General features: G+C 46.2%; 14 protein-coding genes. 11 read left to right on the forward strand and 3 right to left on the reverse strand.

All coding sequences use genetic code 11. The features are described from left to right. Nucleotides 1-562 precede the first annotated feature (562 nt). The 6 genes from AB4623_RS15130 to sstT all read left to right on the forward strand — a co-directional run bounded on the left by AB4623_RS15130 (nucleotide 563) and on the right by sstT (nucleotide 6,488). Nucleotides 563-1,483: a DUF368 domain-containing protein gene (locus tag AB4623_RS15130; RefSeq protein WP_372146773.1), complete on the forward strand. Its 921-nt coding sequence runs from the start codon at nucleotides 563-565 to the stop codon at nucleotides 1,481-1,483. Between the two features lie 203 nt (nucleotides 1,484-1,686). After that, the gene (locus AB4623_RS15135; protein WP_017064235.1) at nucleotides 1,687-2,127 is read left to right on the forward strand and encodes a hypothetical protein; all 441 of its coding nucleotides are present in this window, start codon (nucleotides 1,687-1,689) and stop codon (nucleotides 2,125-2,127) included. After that, nucleotides 2,124-2,720 (forward strand): SCO family protein, encoded by a 597-nt coding sequence (locus AB4623_RS15140; protein ID WP_004732104.1) that lies wholly within the window; start codon nucleotides 2,124-2,126, stop codon nucleotides 2,718-2,720. Before AB4623_RS15135 ends, AB4623_RS15140 begins: the two co-directional genes overlap by 4 nt. A gap of 83 nt (nucleotides 2,721-2,803) precedes the next feature. Continuing rightward, entirely contained in the window at nucleotides 2,804-3,262 is a 459-nt protein-coding gene (locus AB4623_RS15145) for a copper chaperone PCu(A)C (RefSeq protein WP_017068936.1), read from the forward strand. A 507-nt stretch (nucleotides 3,263-3,769) separates the two neighbouring features. Continuing rightward, entirely contained in the window at nucleotides 3,770-4,834 is a 1,065-nt protein-coding gene (rsgA, locus tag AB4623_RS15150) for a ribosome small subunit-dependent GTPase A (RefSeq protein WP_372146774.1), read from the forward strand. A 439-nt stretch (nucleotides 4,835-5,273) separates the two neighbouring features. Further along, complete coding sequence (gene sstT, locus AB4623_RS15155) at nucleotides 5,274-6,488, forward strand: serine/threonine transporter SstT (protein ID WP_004732110.1); 1,215 nt, start codon at nucleotides 5,274-5,276, stop codon at nucleotides 6,486-6,488. 177 nt (nucleotides 6,489-6,665) lie between these two features. On the opposite strand, the gene AB4623_RS15160 is transcribed toward sstT, so the two are convergent. The 3 genes from AB4623_RS15160 to AB4623_RS15170 form a co-directional block, all read right to left on the reverse strand. Further along, a complete protein-coding gene (locus AB4623_RS15160; protein ID WP_372125161.1) occupies nucleotides 6,666-7,901 on the reverse strand; it encodes a tetratricopeptide repeat protein in 1,236 nt (411 codons plus the stop codon). Nucleotides 7,902-8,253: 352 nt separating this feature from the next. Beyond that, the gene (locus AB4623_RS15165; protein WP_017064231.1) at nucleotides 8,254-8,856 is read right to left on the reverse strand and encodes a response regulator transcription factor; all 603 of its coding nucleotides are present in this window, start codon (nucleotides 8,854-8,856) and stop codon (nucleotides 8,254-8,256) included. Between the two features lie 11 nt (nucleotides 8,857-8,867). Further along, nucleotides 8,868-10,739, reverse strand: a complete 1,872-nt coding sequence (locus AB4623_RS15170; RefSeq protein ID WP_372146776.1) for a PhnD/SsuA/transferrin family substrate-binding protein — start codon at nucleotides 10,737-10,739, stop codon at nucleotides 8,868-8,870. A 257-nt stretch (nucleotides 10,740-10,996) separates the two neighbouring features. Here AB4623_RS15170 and dsrO point away from each other — a divergent pair, with 257 nt between their 5' ends. From dsrO to AB4623_RS15195, 5 genes are all read left to right on the forward strand, one after another. Then, the gene (gene dsrO, locus AB4623_RS15175; RefSeq protein WP_372146778.1) at nucleotides 10,997-11,833 is read left to right on the forward strand and encodes a sulfate reduction electron transfer complex DsrMKJOP subunit DsrO; all 837 of its coding nucleotides are present in this window, start codon (nucleotides 10,997-10,999) and stop codon (nucleotides 11,831-11,833) included. After that, a complete protein-coding gene (gene nrfD, locus AB4623_RS15180; RefSeq protein WP_372146780.1) occupies nucleotides 11,830-12,978 on the forward strand; it encodes an NrfD/PsrC family molybdoenzyme membrane anchor subunit in 1,149 nt (382 codons plus the stop codon). The genes dsrO and nrfD overlap by 4 nt, the downstream gene beginning before the upstream one ends. Nucleotides 12,979-12,992: 14 nt before the next feature. Further along, the gene (locus tag AB4623_RS15185) at nucleotides 12,993-16,085 is read left to right on the forward strand and encodes a tetrathionate reductase subunit A (RefSeq protein WP_372146782.1); all 3,093 of its coding nucleotides are present in this window, start codon (nucleotides 12,993-12,995) and stop codon (nucleotides 16,083-16,085) included. Between the two features lie 526 nt (nucleotides 16,086-16,611). Beyond that, nucleotides 16,612-17,253 carry a c-type cytochrome gene (locus AB4623_RS15190; protein WP_017064226.1) on the forward strand — a complete coding sequence of 214 codons (642 nt, stop codon included), beginning with the start codon at nucleotides 16,612-16,614 and terminating at the stop codon, nucleotides 17,251-17,253. Nucleotides 17,254-17,262: 9 nt separating this feature from the next. Next, nucleotides 17,263-18,324 carry a c-type cytochrome gene (locus AB4623_RS15195; protein ID WP_372146784.1) on the forward strand — a complete coding sequence of 354 codons (1,062 nt, stop codon included), beginning with the start codon at nucleotides 17,263-17,265 and terminating at the stop codon, nucleotides 18,322-18,324. The last annotated feature ends 107 nt before the right edge of the window (nucleotides 18,325-18,431 follow it).

The raw sequence follows: 18,431 nt of genomic DNA on the forward strand, positions 1-18,431 counted from the left end.
GAGATTCGAGATTCGAGAAAAGTTTAAGCTAGTCACCTATGGTGGCTGGCTTTTTTTCATCTGAAGTTTAGAGCCTAAAAGTGTAGGAACGGGAAATGAAAAAAGACAATCACCAAATGACAAGCAAAAAAATAGCCAACCGCAATAATCGCGATTGGCTCTATATATTTGTGAACAAATCATAAGTTCACTAACAACGTCAGTTGGCTAGGTGACCCTCGGCTTAACAAGGGTCAATGTATATAATGCAGTTAGCGTGCCAACTTTTATTCGACGTTTTATAAGCCCTGCATCGCATAAAAACCATGAATTTGTCATGCGAATTGCAAAGTGCATTTGCATAATGCAACCAAGATGCAATATCGATAAGAGATCAGTTTCATCTCTGCTCTTAATGACAAATCACTAAGTGGTTGTTATCTAAATGTTAGGCAAATATTCACTTCAACTTATTGCCTTACAATTAATAGAGTAATAAAAGCCCTTCCCCAAAAGCATATTCATACTTTTTTTACACTAAAGTTTGTATACTGCACAAAATCATCCTCAACTCTATGAAGCAATGAACTACTTAAGTACTTTTTTCAAAGGCATGGCAATGGGCGCAGCAGACGTTGTACCTGGCGTGTCGGGCGGAACCATCGCATTCATCACTGGTATCTACGATACGCTGCTAGAAAGCATTCGCAGAATTAACCCTAGCGTACTTGGCTTATGGAAACTCGAAGGCTTCAAAGCCGCGTTTAATCACATCAATGGTTTCTTCCTAATTTCACTGTTCGCGGGCGTATTCACGAGCATTGCGACATTCGCAAAATTGATTTCTTGGTTATTAGTCACCCACCCTGTTCCACTGTGGTCTTTCTTCTTCGGCCTGATCTTGGTGTCGGTTTTCCATATTCTTAAGCAAGTAGAGAAACGCGATATGATTCGCTTCGTGTTTTTGCTGCTTGGCGTTGCTTTCGCTTATAGCATTACCGTGCTTAAGCCGCTGCAAATGGAGCCAACCAGCATCAACGTATTGATTGCGGGTGCGATTGCTATCTGCGCGATGATTTTACCCGGTATTTCAGGCAGCTTTATTCTGCTCCTGATTGGCATGTATGGCCCCGTGCTTGGCGCCGTTAAATCATTTCAAGTCGATGTACTTGCGCTATTCCTTGCGGGCTGTGTGATCGGACTGCTGACTTTCTCACATGTACTGTCTTGGCTATTGCGTTCATTCCGCGACTTCACATTGGTATTCTTAACCGGTTTGATGATCGGTACGCTGCCTAAGATCTGGCCTTGGAAAGAGACCATCAGCTGGCGCACAAACTCAAAAGGTGAACAAGTTCCTCTGATTCAAGAAAACCTATCACCGTTTGATTTTGAAGCGGTAACCTCTCAGCCTTCTCAGTTGGTCATAGCGATTGTGATGATGTTTGCTGCGATAGCCTTAGTTTTAGGACTAGAGAAGTTCGCAGAACGTAACGCTGACTAATCATTCAACGTATTTCTGGAACATGTTCAGAATGGATAGAACTTAGAAATACTAAGCTCACATATCTATTAAACAGACAAAAGCGAAGCCAATGGCTTCGCTTTTTTAGTTCTACCATACGCACAAAATTACTTTTTGATACAAGCACGTATTGAGTGGTGTGATACCATCGCCGTTCTTATAAAATCAAATGAGAACACGACATGCACCCAGCATTAAAGGTTGCTGCGCTCGGTATTGCGCTGGTCGCTGGCTTTTATGGACCACAGGCAGTCGAGCAATTTAAATCGGTAGTAGAGAGCCACTCTCCTGACGTCAACTTAGATGACTACTGCATGCTTTCAACAACATGGTGTGAGCAAGACAGCGTTGCTATGACCCTTGAGCATGAAACAGCTCAACCTCTAGTCCCAACAAAAATCAAAGTGGTGTGGGAAGGCGCGGCCTCTGAAACCTTGATGCTATCGCTGACCGGTTTAGAGATGGAAATGGGCTCAGCACGTTTCCAATTAAAAAATACTGGTAACAACATCTATGAAGGTGATGTCATTTTACCCGTGTGTACCATGGATCACATGACTTGGCTTGGTGAGCTCACCGATGGTGTTGAAACCGTAAAACCTGCAATAAGGATGGCAAGATGAGTAGAAATTGGTCGTTAGCATTGGTTGTCGCTTTTGTACTTGGCTTTGGTGTCAAAAGCTATCTTGATGGGCAAAACGAAGTTCAAGAACAACACGCTGCAAAACAAGAGTTCTCCGCAACGACTCTTTTCGGCAAAGACAACCAACCAACGGAAATCTTTGACCAAACCGATGACAGAATTCGTATCGTTTACTTCGGTTTCACACGCTGCCCAGATGTGTGCCCCACTTCTTTGGCTATGTTGGCCGGAGCACTTAACCAAGTTTCTGATGAAGCAAAAGCCAAGATTCGCCCAATGTTTGTATCTCTTGACCCTGAGCGTGATGCAGCAGAAGCCTCGTATGAATACGCGCAATACTTCCACCCGATGATGGAAGGACTAAGTGGTCCATTGGATGTGACAACCACGCTTGCACACAACTACGGTGTTATTTTCAGAAAGACCAAGCTGGAAGGTTCAGAGTTGGAATACACCCTAGACCACAGCTCATATTTTTATTTTTTAAAGCCCGACGGTACCTTGATTACCAAAGTACCGCACACGTTGACGCCAGCGCCAATTGTTGAGGCTATCAACAAGCTGACGCAGTAAAACGTAAAAACAAAGAACTTACTCAATAAAGTTCAAAAAAAGTCAGGTCCCAGACCAAAAACATAAAAATTAAGGACAACAACATGAAGTTAAAAGCACTTGCTCTAGCAGGCTTATTGCTCACCCCTTTTGCTCAGGCTAGTAGCGATATTATGGTTCATGACGCGTACGCTCGTGCAACCCCGCCTTCAGCAGTGAACAGCGCGGTGTTCACGACTCTGATGAACCACAGCGATAAAGATCGCGCTATTGTTTCTGCAACAACACCTGCAGCAGGTAAAGTAGAACTTCATGATGTAATCATGGATGGCGATGTTATGAAAATGCGCCAAGTTCAAGAGATCACCATCCCTGCAAACGGTGAAGCGGTACTTAAACCTGGTAGCCTACACATCATGTTGTTCGACCTAAAAAGTAGCCTAAAAGAAGGTGAGCAAATCGAGATGACTCTGACTTTCGCTAACGGTGAAACGCAAACCTTCGACGCACCAGTGAAGAAAGTGATGAGCGGCATGAAAAAGATGAACCACGACCATCATTAATCGTATTCACAATTGATAAAATAATTTAAGCCACGATGACTTCTCGCCATCGTGGCTTTTTGTTAAACTGAGCGCGCTTTTTATTCAAAGCCTGAACACATTAATAAACCAAGGAGAATAGAAGATGATTGTAATGAAAACACTAAAACTGGCAGTAAAAGTAACGCGTTAATTTGTTTGGTTAATCAAACTTTAATCTCGAACTACCAACATTAAACCATCAGCTGGCTACCGCACACTTTTACCCGGTTTACTGTTGATCGTAAGTGATCAATATCTGCATGCCTGTAAAGCATGACTCAAATCCGGGGTCCTATCGATTTTGAATTCGACCCAAGCTCAAACATTTTTGACGTCTCGACGCTTTTTGAACTGACCAACGCTTTTCGATCTCATCGACAACCTGAGATCTTACAAGACGTTAATGCTCTCATAAGACTTTAATGCACTGATAAGACTTTAATGCTCTCACAAGAAAAGAAAGCTCGCACGTCTGGGTAAATAGACATGAATTCACAAAACGCATTTTCTCATCCAATGTCACTTCAACAACTTGGATGGCAACCTGTATTCCAACAACAACTGACACTCGAAGACTATGATCACTCCGTCATTGCTCGTATCGTCGCACATCACCGCAATGGCTATACATTAGCGTCAGAGCAAGGTGAAATTGTTCTACCCATCCACCAAAACCAACCGGCAATGACCGTTGGCGACTGGGTAATATTGAACTCTGAACTGCAATTCGATCGCTTACTAGAACGCCAATCGCTCTTTAGCCGAAAAGCTGCGGGCAGTCGTGTGGCTGAACAATATATTTCAGCCAATATCGACACAGTGTTTATCGTGGTTTCATTGAACAACGACTTTAATCTGAGTCGCATTGAACGCTACCTGGCACTCGCAAATGAAGCACAAGTTGAAGCGGTTATCGTCCTGACGAAGAAAGACTTGTGTGACGACTACGAAGACAAAGTACAACAGGTACAAAGCTTAGACCCGATGCTGATGATCGAAGCGGTCAACAGCCTAGATCAAGACTCAACCCAAGTACTTTCACCTTGGTGTAAAATCGGCAAGACCGTCGCGCTAATGGGCTCTTCTGGTGTGGGTAAGTCGACTTTGGTTAACTCATTGCTAGGTGAAGCATCGCAGGCAACTGGTGGTATTCGTGAAGACGACAGTAAAGGTCGTCATACAACTACATCACGATCACTCCACTTGCTCGCATCAGGTGGCTTGCTTCTCGACACTCCAGGAATGCGAGAGCTACAACTTGCAGACTGCGCTGAAGGCGTGAGTGAAACTTTTTCAGACGTCGAAGAGTTAGCAATGCACTGCCGCTTCTCTGATTGTCATCATGAATCAGAGCCGGGATGCAAGATAAGGGCTGCCATTGAGAGTGTCGAACTGTCTGAAAGACGATTTACTAACTATCAAAAGCTACTGAGAGAGCAAGCAAGAAACGGCGCTTCTCTTGCAGAGCAACGCGCTAACAATAAGCAGCTTTCCAAAATGTACAAAACCGTGCAGTCAGAGAGCCGTAATATTAAGAAATCGTCTAAATAGCCGATTATTGGATTAGGTTTACAACACGTAAATAAGCCCCATGTCCCTATCGCGTATTAGCTCATTAATTCCTGAGCTCTTTAATGCATTGGGCTGGGGCTTCTTTGTATTAACAGGTCTTCTTTATATCAACAGGAACCCAATGGGATCATTTCTGCACACAATGATCTTGCTAATCGACTCTGACGGCACCAGAACCAGAACATTGACCCGAATGAGTATTATCATGCAGATTTATATCTCAACAAGAGCACAAAAATTTAACATTTAGCTCTAAAAACACCACGCAGCGCAAACAATCACCCTAAAAGTAAACTATTCCTAGACACCCTCTTAGATCCCGCTAATATGACCGCCCATTCCACTAGTGTATAGTTGGATTTGGTACAACTTTATAAAAAATACATCACTATAATAAATTAACAATTGCAGGTATTTTATGCAAAATCACAACATGCTCGCCCGCATCGCTCGTGGAAATCTCGTTCTACAGATCCTTGCTGGTATTGTTTTCGGTGTCGTTCTCGCCATGGTTTCTCCTTCAGCAGCTCAAGATGCAGGCCTATTAGGTAGTCTGTTTGTTGGTGCTCTGAAAGCTGTTGCCCCAATTTTAGTATTCATTCTTGTTGCAGCTTCTATCGCAAACCAAAAGAAAGGTCAGCATACTCATATGCGTCCAATCATTGTGCTTTACCTGATTGGTACGTTCTCTGCAGCACTAACTGCTGTAGTACTGAGCTTCATGTTCCCAACCACTTTGACACTGGTTGCTGGCGCTGAAGGTGCTAACCCTCCTCAAGGTATTGCAGAAGTTCTTCATACGCTTTTATTCAAGCTTGTAGATAACCCAGTTAGCGCACTAATGAACGCTAACTACATCGGTATTCTTGCTTGGGCTATCGGTCTTGGTCTTGCACTGCACCACGCATCTGCAACAACCAAAGCGGTTTTCGAAGACCTTAGCCACAGTGTTTCACACATTGTTCGCTTCATTATTCGTCTTGCGCCATTCGGTATCTTCGGCCTTGTTTCGACTACATTCGCAACAACGGGCTTCGATGCACTAGCAAGCTACGGTCAACTACTAGCGGTTCTACTAAGCTCAATGCTGATCATTGCTCTTGTCGTTAACCCACTGCTTGTCTTTGTAAAGACAAAACAGAACCCATACCCACTTGTACTGCAATGTATTCGTGAGTCTGGTGTAACGGCATTCTTCACTCGTTCAAGCGCTGCAAACATCCCAGTGAACATGAACCTTTGTAAGAAGCTAGAGCTAGATGAAGATACTTACTCTGTATCAATCCCTCTAGGCGCAACCATCAACATGGCAGGTGCTGCAATCACCATTACTGTGTTAACGCTTGCAGCTGTACACACAATGGGTATTGAGATTGATATCTTCACTGCGATTCTACTAAGCCTTGTTGCTGCAATTTCAGCATGTGGCGCATCAGGCGTTGCCGGTGGTTCACTGCTACTGATTCCTCTAGCTTGTGGCCTATTCGGTATCTCAAACGATGTAGCGATGCAGGTTGTAGCGGTTGGTTTCATCATTGGTGTGATTCAAGATTCTGCTGAAACAGCGCTTAACAGCTCAACTGACGTCGTGTTCACTGCGGCTGTATGTAAAGCTGAGCAAAACAAAGCTTAACAGCTCTTGGTATTAGGCTTAAGCTCTAAAAGCAAATAGCACACAAATAAAAAGGGAAGCATTCGCTTCCCTTTTTTGTTGTCTTGGTTTTCTAGATTACGGTTAGAAGCTATATAGATTTATAGCTTCACAGCTTCAGTCATTCTTGTCTAACTCATCAAAGCTAACCAACACGTTTTAGTGGTTGCTTTTCCAGCTTGGATCCACTGCTGCCTGACTGAAGTCTAGAGAGTTAGGGCTTGCTTCTTTGTTATGCGTTGCTTGATCGCTGGGTGACCCTTGATTCGCAGCACCGCTTGGCGTCGCCTGCTGGCTGTAATCGACGTTAGAACCTTGCTCACTCGACGCTTTGGTCTCTAAATGACTACCATCGACATTTAACTCCTCACCTTCTTCATCGGACGCTTCTTTAACCTTCTTAGGGACAGGGACATTGCGTTTGTAGAGCTTGTTGAGCGCCTTAATGATTGAGTGCTTAGTGATTGCTTCTTGTGTCAGCTTAGTCATTATCGGTTTAGTCAGAGCCTGTAAGCCTACGACAGCATCCACACCAAGTTCCCCGCCGACTTTATCCCTCAAGTGCTTGGCTTCTGAGTAACCAAAATGAGCCGATAGAAATAGCCAGATATAAGCAATGGCATTACCGTGTTCACCATGGTCAATCCAAGCTTCACCTGCTCTAAACATCGCTTCTGCACTGTTCTTTTCTGCGGCCGTCTCAAACCAGTAAACAGCCTCGCCATGGTTAGGCTCAACACCCACACCGTTCAAATAACTCATACCAAGTTTGATCTTGCCGTCTAAGCTATTCTTTTCCGCGGCCTTTTGGTACCACTCGACAGAGCTTTCGGCAGAGTAGTCTGGGTTTTCTTTATCTAGACACCAGTCACCAATGAACAGCATCGCTTCAGTATTACCACCAGCCGCAGACTCTTCAATATAGGTATAACCCTTAGGGATGTTCTTATCGGTTCCGCGACCAAAGACAAGCGCTTTGCCCATCTCAAATTTCGCAGACACGTCATTGTCCAATGCGGATATCGCAAGCTGCCAAAAGTTGGCTTTTTCTCTTAAAATCAGGTCTTCTTTACGCTTCATGCTTAGGCGCACAATGCCGTACATGCCATTGATATTATCGAGTTGCGCTGCTTTGTCGTACCAATACAGAGCTTCCTTTATATTGTTACGTTCAGCTTCTTTTGCCAAATACAGAATCGACGGTACATGACCGGTTTCGGCTTTGAAGTGACGCTCTTTTTGCTCTTGTATGCGCGCTTTTTCAATCGCTTTTCGGTAAGCGACAGCACGAGCCTTACGTTCTTGTTCCAAGCGCTGCTTTCTTAGCGATAAAGAGATCAGCCACACGGCGACAAGTATTAACGAAAGAGCCGTCGCACCAATTGCGATTCCCATTGTACTCATAAAATATTTAACCTAACTCGGCAGATACAAGACTCGACGTTGAGAGTGTGTTCTACCCATAGTGAATGTTATGTTTCGAATTACAGGGAAAAGTGCAGTTACTGGCACGTTCCGCCTTAAAATGAACTTAGTTCAGTATCTCAGGATTACATTGCGATAAGAAGCCTAGGAGGTTCAATCCGTATGCAGTCCATAGACGATGTGATCTTGCTTCAATATAGATAAATTATGAAGTCTGCCTTTCATCAGGAAAGTCCTAAAGCTTGGTGACGAAATTGATGTTTTTCCCATCAACAATTTCGTGCAACTGCCGTACAACTCTCTTACAGGAATAGCTCTATACCTAGGTCAATTGACCGTATATGTAAGCCAACTCGGCAACCGTCTTCGCTGAGAATTTCTTCATCAAGCTTGCTCGGTGTACTTCCACTGTTCTCATGGCAATGCACAATTCATCGGCTATTTTCTGGTTACGCTTACCGTCGATAATTTGTTTGAGGATGTCTATCTCACGCTCGGTTAACGACGCGTACGCTTGGCGATACACATTCATGTGTAAGTGCTTTTCTGAAGCCTTTAATCCTTGCTTGATTGCCTCGGCCAATTCCCCTCCTTTAACCGGCTTTTGGAAGAAGTTCATCGCACCTGCTTGCAAAGCTTCCACCGCCATTGGCACATCGCCATGCCCTGTGAGATAGATAACCGACAGCGGACTCTGCGCTTTCACCATTAACTCATGAACTTGTTGCCCTCTCATCTCTGGCATTCTGCTGTCTAGCACTACACAGCCCGACTTTGTGAGATCCACAGAGTCTAAAAAGCTTGGACCATCTTCATAAGCTGACACCGTGAAATCATGCTCTTCCAATAAGAACACCAGCGAGTCACGCATCGACTCATCGTCATCAACCACATAAACCGGCAACGTTTGATGAAGTTCAGGCATAACAAGATTCCTTATGAATCATTTGAAAGAGAAAAAGGTAACGTCACTGCAACGTGACAGCCATGAGGAATCAGTGACTTAATGGTCATTTGACCGCTGTGGTCTTCAATCACGTCCTGGCAAATCGCAAGCCCTAACCCCAAACCGTTTTCTTTGCTACTCACAAAGGCTTGAGTGACTTGCTGCTCAGTGAAATCTAAGCCCGTGCCGTTATCGATAACCGACAGCATCATTTTATCCGGTTGATACTCGGTAATCACTTTAATTGTTGGTGGTTCGCTGTTTTTGTTATCAATATCAGACGTAGCGCTTTGTTCGCGATGCTGTTGTGCGTTACACGCGTCCGTCGCATTGTTGATCAAATTTACAACCACCTGCTGCAATCCGACAGGGTCAACATGTAGCGTGATAGGTTTACCCACGACATAACGTTCAATGGTTATCTTGTGTTTCTCTAATCGAAATTGCAGTAGCTCGATGGTATCTGTAAGAAGCACTTCTATATCAGTTTGAGATTTATCTGATGAGCGTTTTTTGATCATGTTTCTTAATCGCTGGATAATCGCATCAGCACGGTCCACTTGCGACTGGATCTTCTCAAATACGGGCTCTATGTCAGTCAGTGGTTTGTTCTTCGAAATCCGCAGTAAACCGCCTTCGCTATAATTCCGAATAGCTGCCAAAGGCTGATTAATCTCGTGTGCCAAGCTACTTCCCAGTTCACCAACTACCGCGATTCGTTGTGAGTGCTCTAGCTGTTCACTCTTACTTTTCAGCTTATACAGCGTCGCTTCTAGTTGCTTTTTGCTGCGACTGAATTTGTATTCTAGCCAGAAGTGGTAAGCATTCAGAGACACGACAAGAATAAAGAACGCCCATGCCCACTGTTGGTTGTACTTGAGCCAGATTAACGCTTCTTTCCACCAAGGTTGTTGCAGTGGATGCATGTCGAGTTGTTGATATAGCTTGTCGATCGACAGCAAGCTTGTCGGTGAAGTCCAGCCCGATGCATTCGCTGCAATGGCCGGTGCGCTGCTCTTAGGCATCGCAAATAATACCTGACTCATCTGTTTGGCCAGTGCCGAAGAAGCCCGCTCTGTTTTGGCGAACGACCAGTTGGGGTACAACGGCGTAGACACTTGGCATCGGAATCCTTCTGGCGCTTGATTCTCGATAATTCGATATTGCCCCGCCACCAGCAAACCTTCACTGATCATGTTCTCAACTAAACAGCTTGGTACGACAGCCGCTTCAATGTGCCCTTCACGTAATTGATACAAGCTGGCGTCGATCGGGAAACCTAAAAATTGGGTGTTAGAGAAAAAGTGGTTGGGATTAAGCCCTTGTTGCATCACTTGGTAACGCATAGTGAGGTAACCACCAAAAGCATTTTCAGATACTGCCGCAATCGGCTTACCGCTGAGTTGTTCGAGAGAGATATAAGGCGACATTCTTCTCACCACCAAGGCGGAACCAATGCTGCGTGTATTACTTGAGCCTTGAGCTTCAAAGTTATGACTGGTCATGGTCGCCATCCAAGAAAGCGCATACTGGCGTCCTAATCGAACCGCCTGACCGGGGTTGGTGATAACAAAATCAACAGTCACATCTTTTACCGCTTCGGCCATCTCTTCCAAGTTGAAAGGCTTGAGAACAAAGTGTTTTCCGGGAATGCGCTCCGACAGCCAATCCATCGTCGGCTGCCAACGCTGCTGTGCGGAAAGCTTACCTCGAGTCGCCAACACGCCAACCTCTATGATTTGCTCAGACTCAACAGTGCTTGTCGTTGCAATCTCTTGCTCCGATTGAGCCGCTAAACACGCGCCTGCGGTTAGGCTCAACCAACAAAGGCCAACGATTGTCATTAGGTTTCTGACTGTCACTGAAATCTCTTTCTCCAAACGGACTGTTTATTCAATTTATTCTCGATTCATTTTACTTCAGCGGCGTGTTTCGCGCTTAGCTCATGCTTGAGCGCCTTAAATAAGCCTCTAAAACAAAGCATAACAGCTAGATTGGTAAAACCACATTTGTTCTAGATCAACTTTGATCTGGGTATGTGGAAATCCACAATACCCCGTGAACGGTCAAAAACTGACAATGAGCCTAACAGATCGAATACCCATTTATAGGTACCTCTATGGACTCATTGAAAAGACGGTTTCTCAGCCAATTCGGCAAGGTTTCCGCTGGTGCTGCGCTCATTCCCATTGCCGGAATCAACACCGCAGTCGCAAGCACAGCCATTCGCAATAACAACCAACCTGACCGCAAAGGCGAAATAGGTAAACGCTACGCCATGGCGATTGATTTACGTAAGTGCGTTGGCTGTCAGGCGTGCACTGTTGGCTGTAGCGTTGAAAACCAAGCACCAATTGGCCAGTTCAGAACCACCGTAAAACAGTATGAAGTCTCCCTTGATGATGGTTCGACGGCTCAACAAGACGTGAAATCTTTCATGTTACCTCGCCTCTGTAATCACTGTGACAACGCTCCCTGCATCAAGGTTTGTCCAGTTCAAGCGACCTTCCAACGCGAAGACGGCATTGTCATGGTCGACAATGAACGCTGCGTAGCCTGTGCTTACTGTATTCAAGCTTGTCCTTACGATGCTCGTTTCATTAATAACGACACCCTTACCGCAGACAAATGTACCTTCTGTGCACACCGCCTTGAAGACGGCTTACTGCCCGCTTGTGTAGAAACCTGTGTTGGTGGTGCGCGTGTCATTGGTGACCTCAAAGACCCAAACAGCGAAATTAACCGCCTGCTCAATGAAAACCAAGACGACATAAAAGTGCTTAAACCAGAGCAGAATACCAACCCACATGTTTTCTATATCGGCATGAATGAGCGATTCGTTAGCCACATTGAAGGCCAACCTGCGATTTATGATCCAGCCGCCATCGATAACTCATCCTCTAGCAAACAAGAATTGGCAATCGCGACACAAGGCAAACAAGGAGAGACAGCATGAATATCACTGAGGTGTTAGTTCCCGCTCAAGAGATCGCTTGGCTACCGTGGGCGGTTCAATATTTCTTCTACATTGGTTCGGCTTACGCGGCCGCTATTCTGTTTTTGATTGCACTGATATTCAAGAACTCAACCAGCCACCAATTTCGTTCTGCCCTTGTGCTTGTGATGGCCATCGGCGCGATTGTTGGGCCATTAGCACTTACTGGTGACTTGCATCAACCCGGACGTGCGTGGCACTTCTATGCTCACATCACACCTTGGTCATGGATGTCATTGGGCTCTCTGTTTCTACCTTTGTTTTCTGGTCTGGCTGTTGCGACTGCTTGGGTTTACCTGCGTGATGACATCGCACAGCTCAAAGAGAGTGAAAACCCACTTCTAAAACGTTTGGCTTGGCTGACGCTAGGTCAATGGCAAATATCGTCAAAGCTGATGATTGCGCTCGCTGCTGTGACGGCTATTTCGGGCCTAAGCATCGCGCTTTACACAGGCGCAGAGATTGCGATTTTGGCGAGCCGACCGCTTTGGCATCAACCGGCTTCTCCGCTGCTTTGGTTCACGACCGCATTCTTTGCTGCAACGGGTTTAACGCTGTTGATTTGGGCTCTGCTGCCTTCAAGCAAACCAAGCTTAAAACCAACAGACCTAGCTCTGATACAAAGAACCATTACCTTAACTGGTGGCCTTGCCATCATTCTCACGTCGATTTGGGCATCTAACCATGGTCACTTCAGCCTGTATGAGAACGACGCTTGGGGCATCAATTTAGGCATCATGACCACCAGCATTTTGCTGTGCATGATCTTGGTTCTACCACTGCAACGCCTATCGCAAAGTAAGCTAGGAATTATCTGTGTTGCGCTTGCGACCATAGTTTCTGCATGGGCGGTACGTTGGGTCACCATGATGGAAGTTCAAACCATTCCACGTTTCGATGTTGGCCCATTCCCTTATGAACTGCCGATGGGTAGCGCAGGATTACTCGGCATTGTTGGTATGTGTGGTCTTTGGTTAGCACTTGCGTTGTTCGCCTCTGAGATCGTGTCTACTGGTTCTACACGAACAACTGGTTCTGCACCAAAGACAACATCGAAGCCAAACCAAAATACACCTTCACCACTTAACCGCTCACATAGCTTGTAGTCTGAGGAATCATCATGGATAACAAACGTCGTCAATTTTTGAAAACAGGCCTTGCTGCCGGTGGTGCTGGAGCTTTTGCTGCAGGTTATGCGACAACCACAAAACACATGGTTCACGGTGCTATCGATGGCACCGCGGGTAAGAAAACCAACCACATCCATCACGGTAATTCGATAGAGACGGAATACAGTGTCGATGAGCAAGGTAAGATCTCGCCGAATCCAAACCAACGCGTTGCACCATCAATGTGTTTTGGTTGCTGGACACTGTGTGGCTTGCGTGTACGTATCGATAATCGCAATGACGAAATTTTGCGTATCTCGGGCAATCCCTACCATCCGCTATCAAGTGATCAGCAAATCCCGTTCAAAACACCGGTAAAAGACGCCTACATTGGCTTGTCTGGAGAATCCGGTATCAATAATCGTTCGACAGCCTGCGCCCGTGGTAATGGCATGTTAGAGATTCAAAACAGCCCATACCGAATCACTCAACCGCTCAAACGTGTCGGTAAACGTGGTGAAGGCAAGTGGGAACCGATCAGCTACGAGCAACTAATCACTGAGATCACCGAAGGTGGTGACTTGTTCGGTGAAGGCGAAGTGGAAGGCTTACGATCGATTCGCGATATCGAAACACCACTTGATCCAAACAACCCTGAATACGGTCCCAAAGCCAACCAATTGTTGGTGACGAATGCTGGTAATGAAGGCCGTGATGACATCTTGAAGCGCTTTGCATTCAACAGCTATGGTACACGAAACTTCGGTCACCACGGCTCTTACTGTGGCTACGCATTCCGTGCAGGTTCTGGCGCGATCATGAACGATCTAGACAAGTTCTCGCACTTAAAACCAGATTTCAACAACGCAGAGTTCATTCTTTTCATCGGTATGTCTCCGGCTCAAGCGGGTAACCCGTTCAAGCGTCAAGCAAGACAATTGGCTGAGGCTCGTACCAACGGAAAACTGAGCTACACCATAGTGACTCCGAGCCTTCCTGCAGGATCTTCAAGCCTTGCTGCGGGCGATCGAAACAACTGGCTACCGATCAAACCGGGCACCGATTCAGCATTAGTGCTGGGTATGATCCAATGGATCATCGAGAACCAACGATACAATCACGACTTCTTGTCTCGCCCAAGCGCACAAGCGATGCAAAAAGCAGGCACCACGCATTGGTGTAATGCTTCACACCTTGTGATCAGTGACGAAGCACACCCACAAAACGGGCGCATGCTTCGCGCATCGGATATGGGTTTGCTAGAAACAGGCGAACCGATGTCTGACGATGACGGATTTATCGCACTAGATGTGACAACGTCACTATTGGCGTCACATATTCAGGTGAATGAAGCGGCTCTGTTCGTCGATCAAGACGTAGAAATCAATGGTCAGACTGTTCGTGTTAAGTCTTCTCTGCAAAGATTGAAGGAAGAAGCCTTCAAATATGACCTTGCATACTACAGTGAGCAGTGTGAGATCCCGCAGGACCAAATTATTGCGTTGGCAAAACGCTTCACCAGCTACGGGACGAAAGCAGTCGTGGATACTCACGGTGGCAACATGCACACCAACGGCTTCTACAACTCGTTCTCTATTCTGATGCTAAACGCGCTGATCGGTAACATCAACGCGAAAGGTGGCGCGATGGCGAAAGCGGGCGGCTACCCAACTTCGGTTGCAGGTCCACGTTACGACTTTACCAAGTTCAAGGGTAAGACTAAGCCTCAAGGTGTATTCTTGTCCCGCAGCAAGTTCCCGTATCAAAACACCAGCGAATACAAACGTCGCGTTGCCGCAGGCGAGTCACCTTACCCGACCCGCGCGCCGTGGTACCCAATATCAGCTCCGCTTTTAACTGAGCACTTATCAGCTGCGATTGACGGTTACCCTTACCGTGCAAAAGCGTGGATCAACCACATGGCGAACCCACTATATGGTGTCCCAGGCTTAGACAACCTGCTAGGCGAGAAGCTTAAAGATCCCAAACAGCTTGGCTTGATCGTGTCTATCGATGCCTTTATCAATGAAACGACTGCCTTATCGGATTACCTAGTGCCAGACACAGTGACCTACGAGAGCTGGGGCATGGCAACACCTTGGCATGGTGTCGCGACCAAAGCGATCACCGCTCGTTGGCCGATTGTTGAGCCTAAAACTTCCCGCACTCAAGACGGACGTGCCATCAACCTAGAGAACTTCTTTATTGATCTAGCGAAAACGCTTGGCCTAGGTGGCTTCGGCGACAACGTAATCAAAGACAATCAAGGTAACTGGCACGGTATTCATAGCGCTGAAGACTTCTACCTGCGCTCGGCTGCTAACTTAGCGTTCGTAAAAGGTGGCGTGCCGAATGTGGATGCGGAAGATATTGTTTGGTCTGGTCTTGAGCGCCTAGTGCCTGTGATGAACAAAACGCTCAAGCCTGAAGAGATGCTCAAAGTAGCGTACATTTTTGCGCGTGGCGGTCGTTTTGAAGACGCAACCAATGCCTACACCAATGAAACCATGAAGTACAAATGGACCAAACCACTGGCTATTTGGAATGAAAAGCTTGGTACCTCTCGCAACACCATCAGTGGCGAGCAGTACATGGGGTGCCCGACATGGTATCCACAAAAGCTTGCAGACGGCACACCTTTGGCAGAGCAGTTCCCAGCAAAAGAGTGGCCGTTCACCCTAACCAACTTTAAGTCCAATATTCACAGTGCGGTGTCTAACTTGTCACCACGCTTAGAATCAATCAAGGGTGTGAACCCGGTGTACATTCACCCGCAAGACGCCTCTTCAGCGGGTATCAAAACCGGTGACGTGTTTGCGATTGAAACACCGAGCTCAACCACACATGCGTTGGCGATGGTGATTGATGGCATCAAACCGGGAACATTAGGCTTTGAACACGGCTTTGGTCATAAAGAACTCGGTGAGCGTGCGCACTGGATCGGTGACACACAACAACCTGTGAAGATGAAGTCGAACGATGGCGTTAACATCAATGATATTGGCTTAATTGACCCGACGAGAGAAGGAAAAGGCGTCATGTTGGATTGGGTTGTGGGCGCAGCAGCAAGACAAGCGCTTCCGGCTAAGATCTACAAGGTCTAGCTTAAACTCAGCAAGCTATAACTTAATCACTGAGTCAAAACACTTCTTTATCTGATTTGCAGATGAGAACACAACAGGGCAACTTCGTCATTCGAGGTTACCCTGTTTTTTCGTCCTCTTGATCTAGAAAAGCACCCTATTTGGATAAACGTCCAATCTACATAAAGTACCCAATCTACATAAAGCATCCGCTCTAGATAGAGCAATCAACCCAAAACCATTAGGTAATCTTCATTTCACCACAACTTTTTTAGCCCGCATCCATAAAGCAGCTATGCTTATACAATCGGTGCCATAAAAGAGCCTTAACAAGCAGTTATACCGAGGCGAACATGGCAGTTCCCTTGCACTTCGTTAACGGCAGTTGGATTCGCCTATCGAAATCCACATCAATACCACTATGGTGATTGAGGTTATTAATGTGAGACTTACCTCAAGTTCCCAGTGAATTAATGTGGAAATCCACAATAGCGCGAACAACCAATTATGTCGAAAATGCGTGCATTACAACCAATAGCGACGCCTCATGACTAAGCTGACAATTAAAACTCAAACTCTAACGCTTTGCATCGCTGCTCTAGGAAGCCTTTCTTTATCCGCTTTTGCACAAGCAGCACCCAATCCAATGCCAGAAGCCGCAGAAACTTGTAGCGGCTGCCATCAAGCCGACGGTAAAGGCATGCCCAACATTGCCCCTATGCTTGCAGGGCTCAATGCTGACTATCTAGAGCATCAACTGGTTCTGTTCTCAAGTGGTGAGCGTCAAAGCGCGATCATGAAAGGGATGGCGGATGGTGTATCTGATCCCGCTGTTCGTCGTGAGGTCGCAGAATACTTCGCTTCACTACCTTCATACGAATTTACCGATTTAGAACAGCGCGGCTCACAAGCCGATATCGATAATCCCTATCGTAAACTTGTATTCCAAGGCGATTGGGATCGAAATATTCCTGCTTGTGCAACCTGTCATGGGCCAAGTGGGATGGGTGTCGACAAATTCCCACGCCTAGCGAGCCAGCATGCCGATTACATTCAGACTCAGCTCAACGCTTGGAAAAACGGCACTCGTAAGGGTGATGATTTAAACATGATGGGCAATATCGCCGGTAAGTTGACCGACGATGAGATCAAAAACCTCTCTTACTACTTCGCATCTTTCCGATACTAAAGGGCTCGCATGAAAACATTACTTCTAATTACCGCAACCCTTGCCTCTGGAATCGCTTATGCCGAAGGTGAGTTACCCGATCGCCAAACCGAACTACCCGCCGTTGAAAAACCACAAGATAATAAATATCTGGTGCCACGCGACTTGGTTGATATTCCTGATGGGGAATTTGGCGACAAAGTAAAACTGGGCTATTCCCTGTTTGTCGATTCACAACAGATGCGTGGTACGTTCGTCGGCAACGAGCAAAACTGTGTAAATTGCCACATGCAAGCGGGCATGAAGCCTAACGCTGCCCCTCTTTGGGGTGCGTACATGGCCTACCCTGCATATCGTTCCAAGAATGACAAGGTAAACAGCTACGCAGAACGTATCCAAGGTTGCTTCACCTACTCAATGAATGGTCTGCCACCGGCTGAGGGTTCAAAAGAAATGGTCGCACTAACGGCTTATTCATACTGGCTGGCGATGGGCGGCATCTTAGACAAGAACGGCATGCAAGACACGCCTGTTCCTGAGATCAGCGATGCTGACTTACAAGTCGGTGGTAAAGCTGAAAGCTTCCCTCTTCCTGAAGAGCTGTTAAGCAAATACCCAATCGATGACCGCAGTAAACTGGCCGGCCGTGGTTACCCTAAGATTGATAACCCTGAACAAGAGCCGTCAATAGCGCGTGGTGAAAAGGTTTACCAAACCAACTGCCAAACCTGTCATGGTCAAAATGGTGAGGGTATTAAAGGATCAGACGGCCGTTCATACTTCCCACCACTGTGGGGCGAAAACGCCTATAACTGGGGTGCGGGTATGCACCGCGTGAACACCGCTGCCTACTTTATCTATGAAAACATGCCGCTTGGAAAGAGCCAGCAACTTTCGATTCAAGATGCATGGGATGTAGCTGCATTTGTGAATAGTCATGAACGCCCACAAGATCCTCGATACAAGGGTGATGTTGCTAGCAATGCTAAGCGCTACCACAATCACCAAGGTTACTATGGCAAAGAAGTTGATGGTCATGTACTAGGTACCAAAGCTTATCCGAGTGGTAAAGAAGTGATTCATGAGCATTAATAGGTATTAGTGAATATAAGCCGTTCACGCCAGCTATAGCTAAGCTTTACATTGTAAATCAGTGATAGCCGGAACAATTAAAAAGGAGCCAGATCGTGTGACGATCT

Source organism: Vibrio sp. 10N.222.52.C12 (assembly GCF_041474215.1).
GTDB classification, from domain to species: domain Bacteria; phylum Pseudomonadota; class Gammaproteobacteria; order Enterobacterales; family Vibrionaceae; genus Vibrio; species Vibrio crassostreae_C.

Coding starts and splice junctions, on each gene's coding strand:
- AB4623_RS15130 (WP_372146773.1), top strand. CDS start 563: ATGAACTACTTAAGTACTTTTTTCAAAGGCATGGCAATGGGCGCAGCA.
- AB4623_RS15135 (WP_017064235.1), top strand. CDS start 1,687: ATGCACCCAGCATTAAAGGTTGCTGCGCTCGGTATTGCGCTGGTCGCT.
- AB4623_RS15140 (WP_004732104.1), top strand. CDS start 2,124: ATGAGTAGAAATTGGTCGTTAGCATTGGTTGTCGCTTTTGTACTTGGC.
- AB4623_RS15145 (WP_017068936.1), top strand. CDS start 2,804: ATGAAGTTAAAAGCACTTGCTCTAGCAGGCTTATTGCTCACCCCTTTT.
- rsgA (WP_372146774.1), top strand. CDS start 3,770: ATGAATTCACAAAACGCATTTTCTCATCCAATGTCACTTCAACAACTT.
- sstT (WP_004732110.1), top strand. CDS start 5,274: ATGCAAAATCACAACATGCTCGCCCGCATCGCTCGTGGAAATCTCGTT.
- AB4623_RS15160 (WP_372125161.1), bottom strand. CDS start 7,901: ATGGGAATCGCAATTGGTGCGACGGCTCTTTCGTTAATACTTGTCGCC.
- AB4623_RS15165 (WP_017064231.1), bottom strand. CDS start 8,856: ATGCCTGAACTTCATCAAACGTTGCCGGTTTATGTGGTTGATGACGAT.
- dsrO (WP_372146778.1), top strand. CDS start 10,997: ATGGACTCATTGAAAAGACGGTTTCTCAGCCAATTCGGCAAGGTTTCC.
- nrfD (WP_372146780.1), top strand. CDS start 11,830: ATGAATATCACTGAGGTGTTAGTTCCCGCTCAAGAGATCGCTTGGCTA.
- AB4623_RS15185 (WP_372146782.1), top strand. CDS start 12,993: ATGGATAACAAACGTCGTCAATTTTTGAAAACAGGCCTTGCTGCCGGT.
- AB4623_RS15190 (WP_017064226.1), top strand. CDS start 16,612: ATGACTAAGCTGACAATTAAAACTCAAACTCTAACGCTTTGCATCGCT.
- AB4623_RS15195 (WP_372146784.1), top strand. CDS start 17,263: ATGAAAACATTACTTCTAATTACCGCAACCCTTGCCTCTGGAATCGCT.